The organism is Leifsonia sp. 21MFCrub1.1 (genome assembly GCF_900107895.1).
Classification (GTDB): domain Bacteria; phylum Actinomycetota; class Actinomycetes; order Actinomycetales; family Microbacteriaceae; genus Leifsonia; species Leifsonia soli.
In genome coordinates, this window is the sequence record NZ_LT629867.1 from 1,010,036 (window position 1) to 1,027,077 (window position 17,042).

Annotated in this window: 21 protein-coding genes; 7 read left to right on the top strand and 14 right to left on the bottom strand. The window is 71.4% G+C overall.

Features of this window, described 5'->3' with window-relative positions:
* Positions 1 to 21: 21 nt before the first annotated feature.
* Complete coding sequence (locus BLW09_RS04785; RefSeq protein ID WP_089909128.1) at positions 22 to 1,155, bottom strand: hypothetical protein; 1,134 nt, start codon at positions 1,153 to 1,155, stop codon at positions 22 to 24.
* An 83-nt stretch (positions 1,156 to 1,238) separates the two neighbouring features.
* Positions 1,239 to 1,799 carry a dihydrofolate reductase family protein gene (locus tag BLW09_RS04790; protein WP_089909131.1) on the bottom strand — a complete coding sequence of 187 codons (561 nt, stop codon included), beginning with the start codon at positions 1,797 to 1,799 and terminating at the stop codon, positions 1,239 to 1,241.
* 95 nt (positions 1,800 to 1,894) lie between these two features.
* Here BLW09_RS04790 and BLW09_RS04795 point away from each other — a divergent pair, with 95 nt between their 5' ends.
* Positions 1,895 to 2,122, top strand: coding sequence for an RNA-binding S4 domain-containing protein (locus BLW09_RS04795; protein ID WP_089909134.1), 228 nt, complete (start codon positions 1,895 to 1,897; stop codon positions 2,120 to 2,122).
* Positions 2,123 to 2,139: 17 nt separating this feature from the next.
* On the opposite strand, the gene dinB is transcribed toward BLW09_RS04795, so the two are convergent.
* From dinB to BLW09_RS04810, 3 genes are all read right to left on the bottom strand, one after another.
* A complete protein-coding gene (gene dinB, locus BLW09_RS04800) occupies positions 2,140 to 3,336 on the bottom strand; it encodes a DNA polymerase IV (RefSeq protein ID WP_089909137.1) in 1,197 nt (398 codons plus the stop codon).
* Between the two features lie 118 nt (positions 3,337 to 3,454).
* Complete coding sequence (locus tag BLW09_RS04805; RefSeq protein WP_089909140.1) at positions 3,455 to 3,928, bottom strand: DUF1990 family protein; 474 nt, start codon at positions 3,926 to 3,928, stop codon at positions 3,455 to 3,457.
* A 122-nt stretch (positions 3,929 to 4,050) separates the two neighbouring features.
* Positions 4,051 to 4,257, bottom strand: a complete 207-nt coding sequence (locus BLW09_RS04810) for a hypothetical protein (protein ID WP_089909143.1) — start codon at positions 4,255 to 4,257, stop codon at positions 4,051 to 4,053.
* A gap of 398 nt (positions 4,258 to 4,655) precedes the next feature.
* On the opposite strand from BLW09_RS04810, the gene BLW09_RS04815 reads away from it, so the two are divergent.
* Positions 4,656 to 6,086 carry an FAD-dependent monooxygenase gene (locus tag BLW09_RS04815; RefSeq protein WP_089909145.1) on the top strand — a complete coding sequence of 477 codons (1,431 nt, stop codon included), beginning with the start codon at positions 4,656 to 4,658 and terminating at the stop codon, positions 6,084 to 6,086.
* 6 nt (positions 6,087 to 6,092) lie between these two features.
* Here the strand turns inward: BLW09_RS04815 and BLW09_RS04820 are convergent, their stop codons facing one another.
* The 3 genes from BLW09_RS04820 to BLW09_RS04825 form a co-directional block, all read right to left on the bottom strand.
* Complete coding sequence (locus BLW09_RS04820; RefSeq protein WP_089909147.1) at positions 6,093 to 6,713, bottom strand: class I SAM-dependent methyltransferase; 621 nt, start codon at positions 6,711 to 6,713, stop codon at positions 6,093 to 6,095.
* Positions 6,714 to 6,915: 202 nt separating this feature from the next.
* Complete coding sequence (locus BLW09_RS19185) at positions 6,916 to 7,212, bottom strand: alpha/beta fold hydrolase (protein ID WP_231947065.1); 297 nt, start codon at positions 7,210 to 7,212, stop codon at positions 6,916 to 6,918.
* Positions 7,205 to 7,999 (bottom strand): epoxide hydrolase family protein, encoded by a 795-nt coding sequence (locus BLW09_RS04825; RefSeq protein WP_231947067.1) that lies wholly within the window; start codon positions 7,997 to 7,999, stop codon positions 7,205 to 7,207. The genes BLW09_RS19185 and BLW09_RS04825 overlap by 8 nt, the downstream gene beginning before the upstream one ends.
* A gap of 86 nt (positions 8,000 to 8,085) precedes the next feature.
* Here BLW09_RS04825 and BLW09_RS04830 point away from each other — a divergent pair, with 86 nt between their 5' ends.
* On the top strand, positions 8,086 to 8,700 hold the full coding sequence (locus BLW09_RS04830; protein ID WP_089909150.1) for a J-domain-containing protein: 615 nt from the start codon (positions 8,086 to 8,088) through the stop codon (positions 8,698 to 8,700).
* A gap of 10 nt (positions 8,701 to 8,710) precedes the next feature.
* On the opposite strand, the gene BLW09_RS04835 is transcribed toward BLW09_RS04830, so the two are convergent.
* From BLW09_RS04835 to BLW09_RS04845, 3 genes are read right to left on the bottom strand one after another with little or no spacing between them, the layout of a single operon-like run.
* Entirely contained in the window at positions 8,711 to 9,418 is a 708-nt protein-coding gene (locus BLW09_RS04835) for a hypothetical protein (protein WP_089909153.1), read from the bottom strand.
* A complete protein-coding gene (locus BLW09_RS04840; protein ID WP_089909155.1) occupies positions 9,415 to 9,960 on the bottom strand; it encodes a DUF6114 domain-containing protein in 546 nt (181 codons plus the stop codon). Before BLW09_RS04840 ends, BLW09_RS04835 begins: the two co-directional genes overlap by 4 nt.
* Entirely contained in the window at positions 9,951 to 10,547 is a 597-nt protein-coding gene (locus BLW09_RS04845; protein ID WP_089909158.1) for a DUF6230 family protein, read from the bottom strand. Before BLW09_RS04845 ends, BLW09_RS04840 begins: the two co-directional genes overlap by 10 nt.
* Before the next feature lie 132 nt (positions 10,548 to 10,679).
* Here BLW09_RS04845 and BLW09_RS04850 point away from each other — a divergent pair, with 132 nt between their 5' ends.
* On the top strand, positions 10,680 to 11,294 hold the full coding sequence (locus tag BLW09_RS04850; RefSeq protein WP_089909159.1) for a TetR/AcrR family transcriptional regulator: 615 nt from the start codon (positions 10,680 to 10,682) through the stop codon (positions 11,292 to 11,294).
* Here the strand turns inward: BLW09_RS04850 and BLW09_RS04855 are convergent.
* Complete coding sequence (locus BLW09_RS04855) at positions 11,291 to 11,614, bottom strand: hypothetical protein (RefSeq protein WP_089909162.1); 324 nt, start codon at positions 11,612 to 11,614, stop codon at positions 11,291 to 11,293. The two genes, BLW09_RS04850 and BLW09_RS04855, sit on opposite strands and share 4 nt — an antisense overlap.
* 121 nt (positions 11,615 to 11,735) lie before the next feature.
* A complete protein-coding gene (locus BLW09_RS04860; protein ID WP_231947069.1) occupies positions 11,736 to 12,644 on the bottom strand; it encodes a DsbA family protein in 909 nt (302 codons plus the stop codon).
* A gap of 119 nt (positions 12,645 to 12,763) precedes the next feature.
* Here BLW09_RS04860 and BLW09_RS04865 point away from each other — a divergent pair, with 119 nt between their 5' ends.
* Positions 12,764 to 13,405, top strand: coding sequence for a class I SAM-dependent methyltransferase (locus BLW09_RS04865; protein ID WP_089909168.1), 642 nt, complete (start codon positions 12,764 to 12,766; stop codon positions 13,403 to 13,405).
* A 111-nt stretch (positions 13,406 to 13,516) separates the two neighbouring features.
* On the opposite strand, the gene BLW09_RS04870 is transcribed toward BLW09_RS04865, so the two are convergent.
* A complete protein-coding gene (locus tag BLW09_RS04870) occupies positions 13,517 to 14,962 on the bottom strand; it encodes an MDR family MFS transporter (protein WP_089909171.1) in 1,446 nt (481 codons plus the stop codon).
* A gap of 75 nt (positions 14,963 to 15,037) precedes the next feature.
* Between BLW09_RS04870 and BLW09_RS04875 the strand changes: the two genes are divergently transcribed.
* Positions 15,038 to 15,748 (top strand): helix-turn-helix domain-containing protein, encoded by a 711-nt coding sequence (locus BLW09_RS04875; RefSeq protein WP_231947071.1) that lies wholly within the window; start codon positions 15,038 to 15,040, stop codon positions 15,746 to 15,748.
* The gene (locus BLW09_RS04880; protein WP_089909173.1) at positions 15,745 to 17,019 is read left to right on the top strand and encodes an MFS transporter; all 1,275 of its coding nucleotides are present in this window, start codon (positions 15,745 to 15,747) and stop codon (positions 17,017 to 17,019) included. Before BLW09_RS04875 ends, BLW09_RS04880 begins: the two co-directional genes overlap by 4 nt.
* Positions 17,020 to 17,042 lie beyond the last annotated feature (23 nt).

Below are 17,042 nucleotides of genomic sequence, written 5' to 3' on the forward strand. Positions count from 1 at the left end.
GGCCGTGGACGCCGCTCCGACTCAGGGGCGCCAGCGCAGCTCGATGATCTGGTGTGCGTCGCTCAGGTAGAAGATGTTCTGGCTGCCGTTGTCCACCTCCACGAAACCGGCCGGGTCTCCCCACACGGCCGGCGCGCCGAGGCGACTGCCGATGTCGTTGACGTGCCAACCGCCGGCGCTCCACCACAGCTCGTGGATCATCGAGTCGGTGCCGGTGTAGAACACGTGCTGCGTGGCCACCGGCTGGAACAGTCCCGCCTCGAACGCGTAGCAGGCGAGGCTCCCGCCGAGCCGCGCGGGCGTCGCTGCCGACGCGGCGACGCTCAGGTCGTTGTGGTGCCAGCCGTCGGTGCTCCACCACAGCTCGTGGATGTGCCCGTCGAGTCCGATGTAGTCGACGTGCTGGCTGCCCTCACCGCGAAACACGTAACCGTGGACGGTGTCCGAGTCGGAGACGCCGGGCGCGCCGGTCGCCGCCATGAGGTCGCCCCAGTGCCATCCCGTCGCATCCGCCCAGTATTCGAGGATGTGACCGCCGCCGGGCACGTCGCTGTCGGTGTGGACGAGCACGTGGGCCGTGCCCTGGTGCTCGAACGAGTAGCCGGTCGGCGCGGAGATGACCGAGCAGAGCGGTGCGCCGGTGGCGGCGCTGAGGTCGAGGTCATGCCAGCCGCTCCCGGCGTTGCGGAGTTCGTGGACATGCCGGTCCCGGCCCTGGTAGACGACCCGCTGGGCGCCGTCGTAGGAGGTCTCGAAACCGAACGGCTGCGTCAGCGTGAGCGGCGCCCGCGCCGCGGCGGTCAGGTCGTTGGCGTTCCAGCCGTCGTCCTCCGTGTACCAGAGCTCGTGCACGTGACCGTCGAACCGCACGCCCTGGTAGACGACGTGCTGCGAGCCCTGGTGTGCCCAGATGTAGCCGGATGCGGTGGTCGCGACCTCCGCTCCGCCCGCCTCGGCGACGAGGTTCTTGACGTTCCAGTCGTCGCTCTGGCTGCTGTACAGCTCATACAGCTGGCCGTCATCGCCGTCCTGGTACGAGAAGCCCTGGTAGACGACGTGCCGGGTGAACTGCGCGAACAGCCACGCGGTCGGGCGGTACACCGCGAGTCCTGCGCCCGCGGTCAACGTCGTCAGATTCTTGAGTCTCCATCCCATGATGCCGTCCCCCTCGGTCGACGCCTTCAGGGTACGACCGGGAACCCGGACGGTGGCCCCCGCAATTCGTGGTGCCGCTCCGGCTACTCCTGCGGCCGGTACCGCATCGCGGTCACGCCCGACCGGAACTCCTGCTGGTCGGCCAGTTCGAGTTGGATGTGCTCCCGCAGCCCGTCGAGCAGCCGCGGCCCGTGCCCGGCGAGGATCGGCTGCACCACGAACACGTACTCGTCGATCAGTCCCAGATCCGCGAGAGCGAGGGGGAGCGTCACCCCGCCGACGAACAGGCCGTCGCCGGGCTGCTGCTTGAGCCGTTCGACCGCCTGGCCGAGGTCGCCGCGCAGCAGCTCGGCGTTCCAGTCGGGCTCGGTCAGGGTGCTCGACACGACGTACTTCTGTGCGCCGTCGATGGCCTCGGCGAAGGGGATCTGCCAGTCCAGCATCCACTCGGGCCATGCGCCGGTGGGCGGTCGCCGCCACGCGGACTCCATCATCTGGTAGGTGACCCGGCCGAAGAGGAGGGCGTCGGCCCGCTCCATTTCGGCGGTCCAGTAGCGCATCGACTCCTCGTCGGGCGGAAGCCCGGCTTCGTGATGGCAGCAGCCGTCGAGCGTGACGTTGATCGCGTAGCGGAGCGGTCTCATCCCGGTGTCTCCCTTGATGCACGAGGTGGATGCGCGAGGCGCGTTCTCACCGGGACCGTACTCCTTTGCTGCCTGCGGTGGGTTAGCCTTTCGGGATGAGCGACCCGACATCCATCGACGACATCTCGATCGGTGGCGACGGCATCCGCCTCGGCCAGTTCCTGAAGTTCGCCGGGCTGCTCGATTCCGGCGGCAACGTCAAAGAGGCCATCATCGACGGCTACGTGACCGTGAACGGCGAGGTCGATCGCCGCCGCGGACGCCAGCTGCAGCTCGGCGACGTCGTCACGTTCGAGGGGCGCAGCGTCCGCGTCAGCCCGTAAGGTCGCCCGCGAGGCCGTCATTCGTGCTCCGGCAGAAGCGGCGTGGACCAGCCAGGGTCGCGACCGAGTTGCGCGGCGCGGGCGACCGAGGCGGCGCCGAAGCGGTCGCGGACGGCGTCGAGCACGGTGTCGAGGCGCGCTCCGTCCTCCCAGTCGATCGGCAGCTCGGGCTGGAAGGTGTCGGACCGCCCCAAGTGAGACAGCGAGACGCCGATGAGGGTGATCCCGCGCTCCGCGATGTCCGGCTGAACGGAGGCGACGAGCGCTCGCGCGATGGTCAGCAGCACGGAGGTGCGGTCGGTCGGGAAGCCGAGCGTGCGCGACCGCGTGGCTCTCGTGAAGTCGCCGAAGCGGAGGCGCAGCACGACCGTGCGGCAGGTGCGGTCGCCATCCCGGAGCCGGCGGGCGAGCCGGTCGATGATCTGGGTGAGGATGAGGTCTAGCTCCTCGGCCGTGCGCGGGCGGCTTCCGAGCGCGCGCTGGGAGCCGATGGATCCGCGTCGCTTCGTGGCGTTGACCGGGCGCGGGTCGCGGAGCCGGGCCAGCGCGTGCAGGTGCGCGCCGGCCGCCCGGCCGAGCAGCCGTTCGGCGGCGGACTCCTCGAGCTCGGCGAGCTGGCCGACGGTGCGGATGCCGAGTCGGTGCAGCTTCTCTGCAGTGACGGCGCCGACGCCCCACAGACGTTCCACCGGGAGCGGGAGGAGGAACTCCTGCTCCCGCTCCGGCTCGACGAGCAGCAGGCCGTTGGGCTTGCTGACGGCGCTGGCGACCTTGGCGAGGAACTTGGTGCGCGCGATGCCGACGGAGATGGCGAGGCCGACCTCCGTTTGGACGCGTTCCCTCAGTCGTGTCGCGATCTGCTCGGGCGTGCCCGCGATGCGCCGGAGCCCACCGACTTCGAGGAACGCCTCGTCGATCGACAGGCCCTCGACGAGCGGGGTGGTGTCGCGGAAGATCGCGAACACATCCTTGCTCGCTGCGGAGTACACGTCCATGCGCGGGGGGACGACGACGGCCTCCGGGCACAGGTCACGTGCCTGCCGGCCGCCCATCGCGGTCCGCACCCCGCGCGCTTTCGCCTCGTAGCTCGCCGCCAGCACGACCCCGCCGCCGACGATGACCGGGCGGCCACGCAGATCCGGCGCATCCCGCTGCTCGACCGAGGCGTAGAACGCGTCGAGATCCGCGTGCAGCACCGTCGCCTCGCCTCGCATCCCGCCCTCCGGTCGTCCGAACCTTCAGGGAGATGGTCGCAGGGACCGCGGACATCGGCCGCGGCGCGGGCAGTACAGAGGTGCGCCAGCGCGTCCCGTCGGCGGGATGCGGAACCCGTCAGCGAAGCGCGCGAAGGTAGCGGCGCCGCGCCACGCGTTGGGCGATCCGCAGCACGGGATGGAGGAGGCGCCACGGCTGCTGCGGCGCAGCGCGAGTGAGGGAGCGCACGGTGAGCGTGATGTCACCGTCGACCGTGTCACGGTGGACGACGAAGGCCTCCTCGCCGTCGACGGGATGCCCGGGCAGCGTCCGGTACGCGAAGCCGACCCGGTCACGGTCTTCGACGACGGCGACGACCTCGACCGGCTCGACGATCGTCATTCCGAGCACGCGCACGCGGATCCGCTCCTGCTGACCCGGCCGCACCGGAGCGTCCGAGCCGACCAGGAACCCGCTGCGCGTCTTCACCCGCCACCGAAGAACGTCGTCCCCTGCGCGCTGCCACGCGTCCGCACCCCGCCCGATGACCGCCGAGACCTCGGACCGGCGGAACGCCGGGTCGCTCGCCGCCCAGTGGGGCGCTTCGGGCATCGTCACGATGCGCTCACCGCGCCGAGGGAGTTCGACATGCGGAGAGTCTGCCAGAACGCCTCCGTGCCGTCGGCGCAGAGGGCTCGGCGGGACCGCGGCGGTCGCCGCGCCGCCGACCGGCCTCACGGAAGGTACCGCAGCCACTCCTGCCTCGACAGCCGCACTCGGCGGCCACGGTGGTCGACGATCCACTCGTCGAGGGTGGACGAGATGTAGACCGCGATGATCGTCTCGGCGGTCCATTCGTCGCGTTCGCGCGTCCACCGGATCAGGTGGAACTCCGCCCCGCGGCGCGGCGTCAGCCCGATGGGCAGATCGATGTAGGTCATATCCGCTCCTTCGTTCGACCCGTGCCAGCCGGCGGTCCCGAATCGCCGGCCGGCACGGGCTTCACATCACTGCACGAGGCACGCTAGGGCGGGGAGGGAGGGGGCGGCGTCATCCGGAAAGGGTGAAGTTGCATGCATACGGTGCGATCGGCGCCGGGCGCACGAGGCCGCCACGCTCGCCCGCATCCGCTCCGCCGGTACGGGTTCGTCGCGCGCGGCCTGAGCCGGCTGCAGATCGACTGCTCGCGGAGGAGTGGCGGCCGGACGCGGCGGGCTGACGTCCCCGCCTGCATTTCCAGGATACCGGTCGGACGGGGGCTTGCGGCAAGGCCCACCCCATCCAGCAGAATGGCTGGTCGCACGAGAGATCGTGGCGCGGACGGTGGAAAGAGGATGACGTGATCGACGTGATCATCAGCGGGGGCGGCCCGACCGGGATGATGCTGGCGAGCGAACTGCGCCTGCACGGCGTGGAGGTGCTGGTGCTCGAGCGGGACGCCGAGCCGACGACGGCGGTGCGGTCGCTCGGCCTGCACCCGCGCAGCATCGAGATCATGGACTCGCGGGGGCTGCTCGACCGCTTTCTCGCGGTCGGCACGACGTATCCGGGCGGCGGGCGGTTCGCGGGCATCGCGAGCGCGCGGCCGGTGCACCTCGACACGACGCACGACTACATCCTCGGGATGCCGCAGCCGGTGACCGACCGGCTGATCGCCGAGCGCGCTGCCGAGCTGGGGGCACTGGTCCGGCGGGGCGAGGAGGTGGCCGGGTTCGAGCAGGACGCGGACGGCGTGAGCGTCGAGCTCACCTCCGGGGAGCGGGTGCGCGGCCGCTGGCTGGTCGGTTGCGACGGCGGGCGCAGCCTGGTGCGGCGGACGCTCGGGATCGGCTTCCCGGGCGAAGCGGCGACCACCGAGTGGATCCTCGGCGAGGCGGAGGCGACGGCACCGGCGGACGAGATCGCGGCGATCGCCGAGGAGGTGCGGAAGACGCACCGCGGCTTCGGCATCGGGCCGAACGGAGAGGGGCTGTATCGGGCGGTGGTGCCCGCGGCGTCGGTCTCCGAGGACCGGTCGGTACCGCCGACGCTCGACGAGTTCCGCACGCAGCTGCAGGCATACGCCGGAACCGACTTCGGTATCCACTCGCCGCGCTCGATCACGCGGTTCACGGACGCGACGCGGCTTGCCGAACGCTACCGCGTCGGGCGCGTGCTGATCGCCGGGGATGCGGCGCACATCCACCCGCCGCTCGGTGGGCAGGGGCTGAACCTCGGCATCCAGGACGCCTTCAACCTCGGCTGGAAGCTCGCGGCGGAGGTCGGTGGATGGGCGCCCAGCGGTCTGCTCGACACGTACTTCACCGAGCGACACCCGGCCGCGGAGGACGTGCTGACCATCACGCGCGCGCAGAGCGAGCTGATCTCGCCGGAGCCCGGGCCACAGGCGGTGCGCCGGCTGCTGACCGAGCTGACGGACGTGGACGGCGTCGGCACGTTCCTCGGCGCGAAGGTGGCGGGGATCGCGGTGCGGTACGACGTCGGCCAGGGGCCGGCGGACTCCGGCCTGCTCGGGCGGCGGCTGCGCGACCTCCGCCTGTCGCACGGCCGGCTCTACGAACACCTGCACGACGGGCGCGGCCTGCTGCTCGACCAGACCGGGGCGCTGAGCGTCGGGGGATGGTCGGGGCGGGTCGACCGCGTGGCGGACACGAGCCACGAGCTCGACGCTCCCGCGGTGCTACTGCGCCCCGACGGCCACGTCGCCTGGGTGGGCGACGACCAGCAGGCGTTGGACGCGCACCTCGCGCGGTGGTTCGGTGCGGTGTGACGCGGGTCAGGGCCCGGGCGGGAGCGTCAGCTCGGCGATGAGGACCTCGTCGGCGCCGTCCGTCCACGTCTCGGTGCGGGCGACGCCGAAGCCGGCCGGCGCGACCGTCCTGGTGAGGTTCTCGATGGAGTCGAACGGCGTGTGGTCGATGAAGGCCTGCGGCGGGGCGGACCGGTGTCGGCTGGGATCGAAGGCGAGGAAGGTCGCGGTGACGGCACGTCCGCCGGGACGGAGCACGCGCGCCCACTCGGCGATGGCGGCGGCGGGATGCGGGAACAGCTGCAGCCCGGTGACGCACGTCACGAGATCGAACGCGTCGTCGCCGAGGGGCAGCCGGGTCGCGTCGGCGACGAGGAGCTCGGCCTCCGAAAGGTGCCGTCGGGCCTCCGCGATCATGCGCGGGGACAGGTCCACGCCGGTGGCGGCGCCCGCGTAGCCGCGATCGTGCAGGGCGCGGAGCACCAGACCGGTGCCGGTCGCGACATCCAGCACAGCATCCACGCCGTCCAGGTCGACGAACGAGGCGACGGCGGCCGCGAGCGCCCGGTGCATCTCGCTGTCGTCGTAGGTGGGCGCGCGATCGTCGAAGCGCTCGCGCACGGCCCTCAGGTGTTCGTCATCGGTCACGGCCGCCAGCGTAGCGAGGTCGCGCGTCTCGAGCGAGATCGGCCGGTTAAAGAAGGTGCGGCGGTCGGCTCACCCGAAAAAAGCCGACCGCCGCGCACCGGGAACGCAGTACAGCTGCCCGCCCCCTGCGGTTCAGCCTGCCATCCGTTGCTTAGTGCACACAGTAAAGGGCTTTCCCGGATTGTCAACGGGTCGGCGGAGGTCAGTTCCGGATGTTCACCTCGAGTTCACGCACGATGCGTGCGACGGCGTCCGGCGCCTCCCACGCGGTGAAGTGCCCGCCGCGCTCCAGCCGCTCGAACGACCGGATGTCGGTGTAGCTCTTCTCGGCGAGCGAGCGCGGGTAGCCGGCCTCGTGCCGCTGGACCACGATGGCGGCGGGCACCTCGATCAGCGAGTGCAGCTCGTCGTCGTCCGGCGACTCCCGGTACGGCCGGAAGCTGGTGCCGATGGAGCGCGTGACCCAGTAGAGCGCCGCATTCGTGAGCACGTCATCCACGTCGAACGGCTCCAGACCCTCCCCGTCGCTCCAGGCGGCCACCTTCTCGGCGATCCAGGCGAGCAGGCCGCTGGGGGAGTCGATGAGCGCGGCGGCGAGGGTGTCGGGACGCGTGCCCTGCTGGTGCGCAGCCCGACTCCTCGGGGCGGGCGACCGACCGAAGGAACGCCTTCTCCTCCTCGGTCAGCTCGACGCCGGGGCGGGAGCGCGCGGAGAAAGAGGCGTGCGGTGCGATGATCCCGGCGACCGACTCGGGATGCGCGCCCGCCAGCCAGTCGCTGACGCCGGCGCCCACATCCTCGCCGTAGACCAGGTAGCGGTCGTACCCCAGCTCGGCGGTCATCAGGGCGTTCCAGCGGTGCGCGACGCCCGGCGACGAGAACGGCTCCGGCAGCACGGCCGAGTAGCCGTAGCCCGGCAGCGAGGGGATGACGACGTCGCGCTCCTCGGAGAGAAGATCTGCGAGGCCGAGCATCGAGGCGAACGAGTACGGCCAGCCGTGTGTCAGCACGATCGGAAGGCCGGTCGCGCGCCGGGCGGGGAGGCGGACCACGTGCACATCGCAGCCATCGAGGTCGACCATCCGCTGTTCGTAGCCGGCGACCCGGCGCTCGAAGGCACGCCAGTCGTACCCGCTGCTCCAGCGGTCGACGAGGGCCGCCAGGATGCGCGGCGGGATGCCGTTCGACCACTCGGGACCGGGCGTCGGCTCGGGCAGGATGGTCGCCTCCAGCCGCCGGCGCAGGTCGTCGAGCACGGGCTGCGGCACGTCGATGCGGAACTCCATGGCGCGACGCTAGCGCCTGCCGCCGACACCGGCGGAGGTCGGCTCCGACCCGGTGCGGTGTCGGCAGCGCGGCGTACTGTGGAGACATGGCCCGCAACCGCGACGAGACCCGTCGCGCGCCTCGCGAGTCCGACCCGCTCGTGGAGGCCGCGCGGTACCGCCTGCGCCGAGACGCGGAGGCGCGCGGAGAGCCGGTGGAGGAGTCCAACCCCGGCCAGCCGACGATGGAGCAGCGCGCCCAGATCGTGGAGACGGCGATCCAGCAGGCGATGCGCCGCGGCGACTTCGACAACCTGCCCGGCGCGGGCAAGCCGCTCCCCGGGCTCACCGGCACGCACGACCCGGACTGGTGGATCCGCCGCAAGATCGAGCGCGAGCAGCTGACGGGGCTGGGCCCGCCCGCCCTGCTGCTGCGCACGGAGGATGCCGAACTCGACGCGAAACTCGACCGGCTCGCGTCGGAGAGCAGCGTGCGCGAGCAGCTCGAGAGCTTCAACCGGCGCGTGATCGAGGCGCGCCGCCAGCTGCAGGGCGGCCCGCCCGTCATCACCCGCACGCGCGACGTCGACGAGGAGATCGCCCGCTGGCGGCAGCGGCGCGACGAGCGCATCCGGGAGGCGGATGCGAAGCGGCGAGCCGAGCAGGAGGCGTACGCGGCGCTCTCCTGGCGCGAGCGACGCCGGCTGCGCCGCGGGCGCTGAGCGCGACCGGCTAGTCCGTCAGGTGCTGGTGCGGGTTGGTGAAGTGGATGCTGTCCGCCGTCACCCCGACGAGCCCCAGCGTGACCCGGAGCAGCTGGGGCGGCAGGCCGTCCGCCGGAGGAGGCGTCGCCGCGCCGAGCGTCAGCGTCTTCCCGTCCGGTCCGGTCGCGGTCACCGAGTCGAGGTAGACCTGGACGTTCCCGCGCAGGGCCATCTGGTCGGCGGTCGTCGCGAGCTTGGGCCCGGTCTCCTTGCGGACGGTCAGGCTGAAGCCGTCGATGGTGATGCTGTCGGCGGAGATCTTGAGCACAGGGATGCGGCTGCCGTCGGCGAGCGGGACCGTCACGACGCTGATGCCGCGGAGGCCGGAGAACGAGAGCGACTGGCTGCCCAGCTGCGCGGGCGGCTGGGTGAAGACCGGGGCGCCCGCATCCGGGGCGGCCGGGGTCGCCGGTGCGGCCGGGGCGGGGGTGGGGGAGCCGGGCGCCGCAGGGGCTCCGGGTGCACCCGGGATCGGCAGGGTGGGGACGCCCGGGATGCCGGTGGCGGTCGGCGTGGGAGTCGGCGTCGGCGTCGGCGAGGTGCACGGCATGATGATCGGGATGCACAGCGCGGCGGGGGCCGCGGTGGGCACGCGGGCCGCGCCGAGCCCCGCGAGGGCGGCGGCGATGCACGCGACCAGCGCGCCCGCGACGATGCCGGAGCGGCCCCGCCTCATGCGGTCGTGCCTTCGACGGTGTTGTGCTGGGCGGCGGTATCGGTGGCGTCGGCGACGGCGTCTGTGGCTGCGTCAGTCTCCGCGGCTTCCGCGTCGGCCGTCTCCGTGCCCGCCGCGTCCACGTCGGCCTTCTTCGGCATCCACGCGACGGTGAGGATGCCGCCGATGCTGCTAAGCAGCATCCCGATGAAGAACCCGCCCAGGTTCACGCCGACGAGCGAGTAGACGGCGACCGCGAGCGCGATCACGCCGTAGAAGATGCGGTGCGCGGGCATCGCCAGCACCAGGATCCCGAGCAGCACCAGCAGGATCGGGATGATCGTCGCCTGCAGCCCCTCGATGCCGAGCTGCACGTGGATCTTGCCGATGTCCAGTTGGCCGGAGAAGAACATCTCGACGCCGCCGAGCGCCGTCAGCAGCCCGCCGACGAAGGGGCGGCTGCGGCGCCACGCCCGGAAGCGTGCGCGGCCGCCCGGCGCCGCCGGTTCGTCGGCGGCCGGGATCGGGCCGTTCGCGTGCGCGCGGGCCACGATCAGAAGCATCCCTTCGAGCCGTCGGTCAGCTGGACGTGCATGCCGTTGAGGGTGAAGACGGAGGCCTGGGTGCTCCATGCGGTCTGCTGGAGGTTCGTGATCGTGACCGTGTCCGCATCCTGTGCGAAGTCGCCCGCTGTGCCCTTGGCTGCGGTGTTCACGGTGGAGGCGTCCACGCCGATCCGGATGTTGTGGAACTCGGAGTCGCCCTTGAGGTCGGTCATGCCGATCTGCAGGTCGGAGGCCGAGGCCGGGGTCCCGCCGCCGCCCGCGGTGATCAGCATCCCGACCTTGCCGAGCGGGGTGTCGGTGACGACGGCCTGGCAGAGATCGGAGAGGGTGGCGGACTTGATGTTGGCGATGGCGACCTGGTGCTCCTTGCCCGCGGTGTCGGGAGCGACGCCCGCGTACTGCGAGAAGCCGGTGCCGTCGAGCTTGGTCGCGCTGATCTGGAACTGGCTGCCGGAGACGGCGAACGAGACGGGGACTGCGCCCTGGGCGACGCCGGTCATCAGCACGGTCGAGACGAGGGCGACGGGGACGGCGGCGAGCACGATCCGTCCGGCGTGCGACCCGGCGAGCTTTCGGAACTTCATCGATCCTCCTGTTCGGGGGACTTGACAGCGTCGGCGCAGTCAGGTCCAGGTGTGAGCTTAGACGTTATTGACCGGCTGTCAATAGCCGATCGCGCACCTCACGGTCGGGGAGACGGCCGATAGGGTCGAAGCATGGAGACCGACCGGCGCACGCGGCTCACGCCGGACGAGCGCCGGGCGCAGCTCGTCGCCCTCGGGGTGGCGTTCCTCGCCGACAACCCGCTGGACCAGCTCTCGATCGAAGAACTGTCGGCCCGCGCCGGGGTCTCGCGGGGGCTGCTGTTCCACTATTTCGGGTCGAAGCAGGGACTCCACCGGGAGGTCGTGCGGACGGCCCGCGACAGCATGCTGCACGCCACGGAGCCGGTGGTAGGGCTGGCGCCGCTGGACCGCCTCCACGACACGCTCACGCGGACCGTCGCGTTCGTCCGCGAGCACAGCGGGACGTTCTACTCGCTCGTGCGCGGGGTCGCCTCCGCCGATACGGAGGTGCGCCAGGTCGTCGAAGAGGCGCGCGGTGAGCAGGCGGACCGGGTGATCGCGGCGTTCCTGGAACTGGGCGTGCCCGACACGCTGCTGCTGCGCATCGGCCTGCGATCGTGGATCGCGTTCGCCGAGGAGGCCCTCGTCGAGAGCGCGATCGGCACGGAGCTGCCGTCGGAGGAGATCGTCGGCTTCCTCGAGCGCAGCGCCCGGGGAGTGGTGGATGCGCTGGGCGCGCCCGCCGGCGGAGGTGCGGAGGGCTAGATGCCCTCTTCCTCGACGTCCTCTTCGGTCAGCACGCCGTCATCCTCGGGCTCGTCGCCGTGCTCGTCGTAGACCGGCTCGGCCTCGCGGGACTGGCCGCCGGTGGGGCCGTCGTTGCCGTCGCCCGGTCCGGGCCAGATGGTCTCGCCGGCGACCGCGTCGTTCGTGACCAGCTCATCGGCGAAGTCGGCTTCGGCTTCCGGGTCGTTCAGCGCGTAGTCGACGTCGCCGTCGGCCGGGTCGGCCCATCCGGGCGTCTCGCCCGCATCTGTCTCGCCGATCTCGACGCCGTCCACGCCGTCCTCCGGAATCCGATCCATCGCCTCGTCCCTTCCGCTCTCTCGCCTCCGACGCTACACCCACCGTCGAGTCCACAAACTTTGCACGTGACACGCCGAAGCGGTGTGCAATTTGTGCGGACTCGACGGTGGGGGTGTGGGGCTACTTGGCGGTGGGGAAGGTGATGGTCTTGCCCGAGCCGGCGTCCTTCACGGCCGCCTGCGTGAACGCGGCGAACACGGAGGCGTCGGTGAAGCCGCCCTGGTAGCGCTCGCCGTTGACGAAGACGGTCGGTGTGCCGAAGCCGTTGTTGGCCGGGTTCTTCAGCTGCGAGTTGGTCGACGCGTCCTTCGTCATGGTGGTGACGAAGTCGGCGTACGTCTGGTTGTTCACGCAGTCGGTGATCGCCTTCGAGCTGACGCCCGCATCCTTGAAGATGCTGAGGATCTCGGCATTGGTGAGGCCGGTGCCGGTCTGCTCGTTCGGCTGCTTCGCGAACAGCGCTGAGTTGATGTCCCAGAACTTGTCGGGCTGCGAGTTCGCCACGCAGGAGGCGGCGGCGCCGGCGCGCGTCGAGTAGTTGTTGTTCTGCACGCTGTCGAGGATGGCGACGGGATGCACTTCGAGCGTCGCCGTGCCGTCCTGCAGCCACTGCTTGATCTGGTCGTCGTTGGTGGTCTCGAACTGGTCGCAGTAGGGGCACTGGTAGTCGAGCCAGATCTGGATGTGCGCCGTCTTGCCGTCGAGCTTCATCTTCGTGGGCGTCGGCTGGCCGCCGGACGGGATCGCGGGGGTGGTGACCGCGGTCGTCGGGGACGTGAGCAGGATGCCGCCGCTCGCCATGTTCTTCGGGTTGGCGGCGCCTGCGCCCCCGTTCCCCACGGTCGTGAAGATGACGACGCCGATGATGGCGAGCACGGCCACGACGCCGGCGATGACCGAGCCCTGAACGATGATCTTGCGCCGCTTGGCCTTCTTGGCGGCCTCCTCGCGCATCCTCCTGGCGGTCTCACGCGCCTCCTCGCGGCGGTCGCGTTTCGTCGGACCTGTCGATCCTCTGCCAGTTGCCATTCAGCTCATCCCATCGAACAGTGGACAGTTCTCCCATGATCGTAGGGGGACTTTGCTTTGAAGGCGCTGTACCGGGTGCTCTACCGTGGACGCATGCAGTCGAGAGACCGGGCCAGCTGATGCCGTCGGAGCCCGAAGGGCACGAAACGGGCGCGGAGCCGAACGAAGGCCGGGATACCGCGGGGTCCGAGTACGCGGAGCGCCTCCGCCGGCTGGACACCAGTTGGTGGCGCCGGACCCTCAACGTCCAGGCGCCGTACCGGTGGAACATCCGCCGTCTGCATCTCGGGCGCGTGCTGGATGTGGGGAGCGGCCTCGGCCGCAATCTGGCCCATCTGGGGAACAACGGCGTCGGCGTCGACCACAATGCGGACTCCGTGGCCATCGCCCGGGCACGGGGGCTCACGTCGTTCACCAGCGACGAGTTCCCTTCGACTCCGCACGCGGTGCCGGGGGCCTTCGACTCGCTGCTGTTCGCCCATGTGGTCGAGCACGTCGACCCGGACTTCGCCGTCGAGCTCGTCCGCACATACCTGCCCTATGTGAAGCCCGGAGGACACGTCCTCTTCATCACACCGCAGGAGCGCGGCTACGCGAGCGACGCGACGCATGTCTCGTTCACGGACTTCGACGGCCTCCGCCGCCTCGCGGACCGACTCGGCCTCACGGTGGAGCGGGAGTACTCGTTCCCCCTGCCGCGCTTCGCGGGGAAGGCGTTCACGTACAACGAGTTCGTCATGCTGACGCGTCTGCCGGGCTGACCCGCGCGGCGTGCCGCGAGTTGACGCGACACGCCGCCCGGCGGCCGCCGGCGACGGCGCGTCGCGTCAACCAGCGGCCGGCGACGGCAGACCGGGGTGCGGCGGGTGCGGCTACTCCGCGGGGGCGGGCGCGCGGCCCAGTTCCACGTCCTCGACGCGGGAGCGCGGCATCGCGAGGCCGGCGACGATGGTCAGGACCGCGGCGATCGCCACTGCGACGAACACCGCCGTCGACGCCTGCTGGATGGTCCCGGCAGCGTGTGCGCCGCCCGCCGATGCTCCGATGATCGCGTTGGCGATGGCTCCGAAGACGGCCACGCCGACCGCGCTGCCGATCGAGCGGGCGAACATGTTGCTCCCGGTCACCACGCCGCGCTCGTTCCACGGCACGCTCGACTGCGCCGCGATCAGCGTCGGGGTGGCGATCAGGCCCATCCCGAGGCCGACGACGAAGCAGCTGACCGCGACGAACAGCACGGACGGGCTGACCGAGGTCGCCGCGAGCGACACCGCGCCGACGATCGCGATCGCCGTTCCGAGCAGCGCCGTGTTGCGGAAGCCGATGCGCAGGTAGAACCGGCCGGACAGGCTCGCCGCGATCGGCCAGCCCAGGGTCAGAGCGGCGACCGCGAGGCCGGACACGATGGGCGCGACGCCGATGGTGCCCTCCAGGTAGGTGGGCACGTACGACGTGAGCCCGATCAGGATGGCGCCGACGCCGAGCGAGATGAGGGTCGTCGTGACGAGCAGCCGGCGGGAGAACACCCAGAGCGGCAGCACCGGCTCGGCCGCCCGCCGCTCGACCAGCACGAACGCGACGAGCAGGAGGCCGCCCAGCGCGAACGCGCCGATGCTCCACACCGAGTTCCACGCCCAGGCCTGTCCGCCCTCGAGCACGGCGAGGATGAGCAGCGTCATCCCTCCGGTCAGCAGCGCGGCTCCCGCGTAGTCGATGCGGTGCTTCCGCGGTTCGATGCTCTCGTGGAAGCTGCGGATCAGCATCCACGCGGCCAGGATGCACAGCGGGACGTTGACGAAGAAGATCCAGCGCCAGGAGAGGAACTGCGAGAACACGCCGCCGAGCGTCGGGCCGACCACGGAGGAGATCGCCCACACGCTCGCCAGGTAGCCCTGCGTCTTGGCGCGCTCGGCGACGGTGTAGATGTCGCCGGCGATCGTCATCGACATCGGCTGGATCGCTCCGGCGCCGAGGCCCTGGAGCGCGCGGAACGCGATGAGGGCCGGCATGCTCCACGCGAATCCGCAGAGCACCGACCCGATGAGGAACAGCGCGATGCCGATCAGGACGATGGGCTTGCGGCCGACGGTGTCAGACAGCTTGGCGTAGACGGGGACGGACACCGCCTGTGCGAGCAGGTAGACCGAGAACAGCCACGGGAACTGCGCGAACCCGCCGAGGTCCTGAACGATCGAGGGCACCGCGGTCGCGAGGATCGTCGAGTCGATGGCCACGAGCCCGGTCGTCAGCATGAGGGCGATCAGGATGGGGCCGCGCTCCGACCGGAAGCCGACGCTGGCGCGGGTGGGTTCGTTCATAGAGGTCAACAACGTGAGGGAGGCGCTCGCATTCCCGGCTTGACGTGGAAGAGGGTCGGCGCGACAATCTGAAACATGTCTTTCATAACCGGGTCGCCGGACGAGGCGGACACCGACGACGGCCGCCAGGAACGGCGCACCACGGTCACCGACCCGCGGGCGCTGCGCGCGCTCGCGCATCCCCTCCGCCTGGCCCTGCTCGACCACCTGATGTCATTCGGGCCGCGCACGGCCAGCGAGTGCGCGGCGGTCGTCGGCTCCACTCCCTCCAACTGCAGCTACCACCTCCGCGCGCTCGCCAAGGTCGGGCTCGTCGAGCCGGTGGATGGTGAGGACGGCCGCGAGCGCCCCTACCGGTCGTCGTCCACCGGCCTCTCCTTCGGCCGCACGGACGATCCCGAGTTCGCCATCGGAGCCGACACCGTCGAGCGCGCCCTCGCCGACCGCCAGGTCGACGAGGAGGCGGCGCTCGTCCACCGCGCGATCGCCCAGCGCGACGAGCAGCTGATCGAGTGGCGCGAGGCGAGCATGCTCAGCGGGTACGCCCTCAGACTCACGCCGGGCGAGCTCCGCGAGCTCGTGGAGGGACTGGATGCGCTCATCCGCCCCTACATCGCCCTCACCCGGGCGGAGGCGCCGGAGGGCAGCGACGTCGTCGCGCTGCACCTCAACGCCTTCCGGCACCCGGACGCGATCGCGGCGGCGAACGCGGCGCGGGCCGCGGCCGAGCCCGACGAGACCGTCCGGCCCGACCACGTCGAGCCGACCGACGGCAGTGCGTCGTGACCGCGACCGCGACCCGCGAGCGCTCCCCGCTGCTCCGCCGGGACTTCGCCCTCGTCTGGACGGCGGGCCTGGTCTCCGACACCGGCGACTGGCTGCTCATGATCGCGCTGCCGCTGTTCGCCCTGTCGGCGACCGGGTCGGCGCTCGGTGCGTCCACCGTGTTCCTGGTGGAGATCGTCCCGATGCTGCTGGTCGGCAGCTTCCTCGGGGTGCTCGTCGACCGGTGGGATCACCGCCGCACCATCGTCGTCGTCGCCCTGTTGCAGGGCCTGCTGCTCCTGCCCCTCCTCGCGGCGAGCGCCGACCGGATGGGCATCGTCTACGCGGTGGCCGCCGTCGAAGCGGTGCTCGGCGCGATCATCAACCCGGCGCGGCAGGCGATGATCCCGCGGCTGGTCGGCGCCGACCAGCTCGCGCGCGGCAACGCGCTGATCGCCGTGAGCGACAGCCTCGCGCGGCTCATCGGCTCCCCGCTCGGCGGCCTCTCGTTCGCGCTGTGGGGGCTGCCGGGGGTGGTGATCGCCGACGCGGCGTCGTACCTCATCACCGCGACGCTCATGCTGTTCGTCCGGCCGCAACGGCGGAAGGGCGGCGCCGAGGCGACCGCGGACGGCGAGCCTGCGGTCGCGGCCGAGAGGCGCATCCCGCACGAGTGGGTGGAGGGGCTCGCGCTGATCGCGCGGTCCGCGACGCTGCGGACGCTCGCGGGCATCGCGGCGCTCGCCGGGATGGCGCAGGGCCTCTTCCTGGTGCTCTTCCTCGTCTACGTCACGCAGAACCTCGGGGCGGGCGACACCGGGGCCGGGATCATCCGCGGGGTCCAGGCGATCGGCGGGGTGCTGGGCGGCCTGGTGACCGGCGCGCTGGCGAAGCGGCTGGCTCCGCGCTGGATGATCGGCGTCGGGTACCTGGTGTTCGGTGCGCTCTCCCTCCTCACCTGGAACCTCGCTCCGTTCACCACGGCGCTGTGGGTGTACGCCGGGCTGTTCATCGCGATGGGCGTCCCGGGCGTGACCACGGCGACGGGGGAGATCACCCTCGTCCAGACGACCGTGCCGCCGCGCGCGCTCGGCCGGGTGATCGCCGCCGTCACGACACTGGACGGCGGCGCGCAGGCGGTCGGCCTGCTCGTCGGCGGTCTGCTCGCCGACTCGGGCGACATCGTGCCGGTGCTCGACGTGCAGGCGGCGCTCTACCTGCTCTGCGGGCTCATCGGGATCGTGGCCCTGCGCGACAGGGCGCCGGTCGGCGGAAGGACCCGTCTTACGTAAGGGAGCGCGCGGGCGCTAGGGTG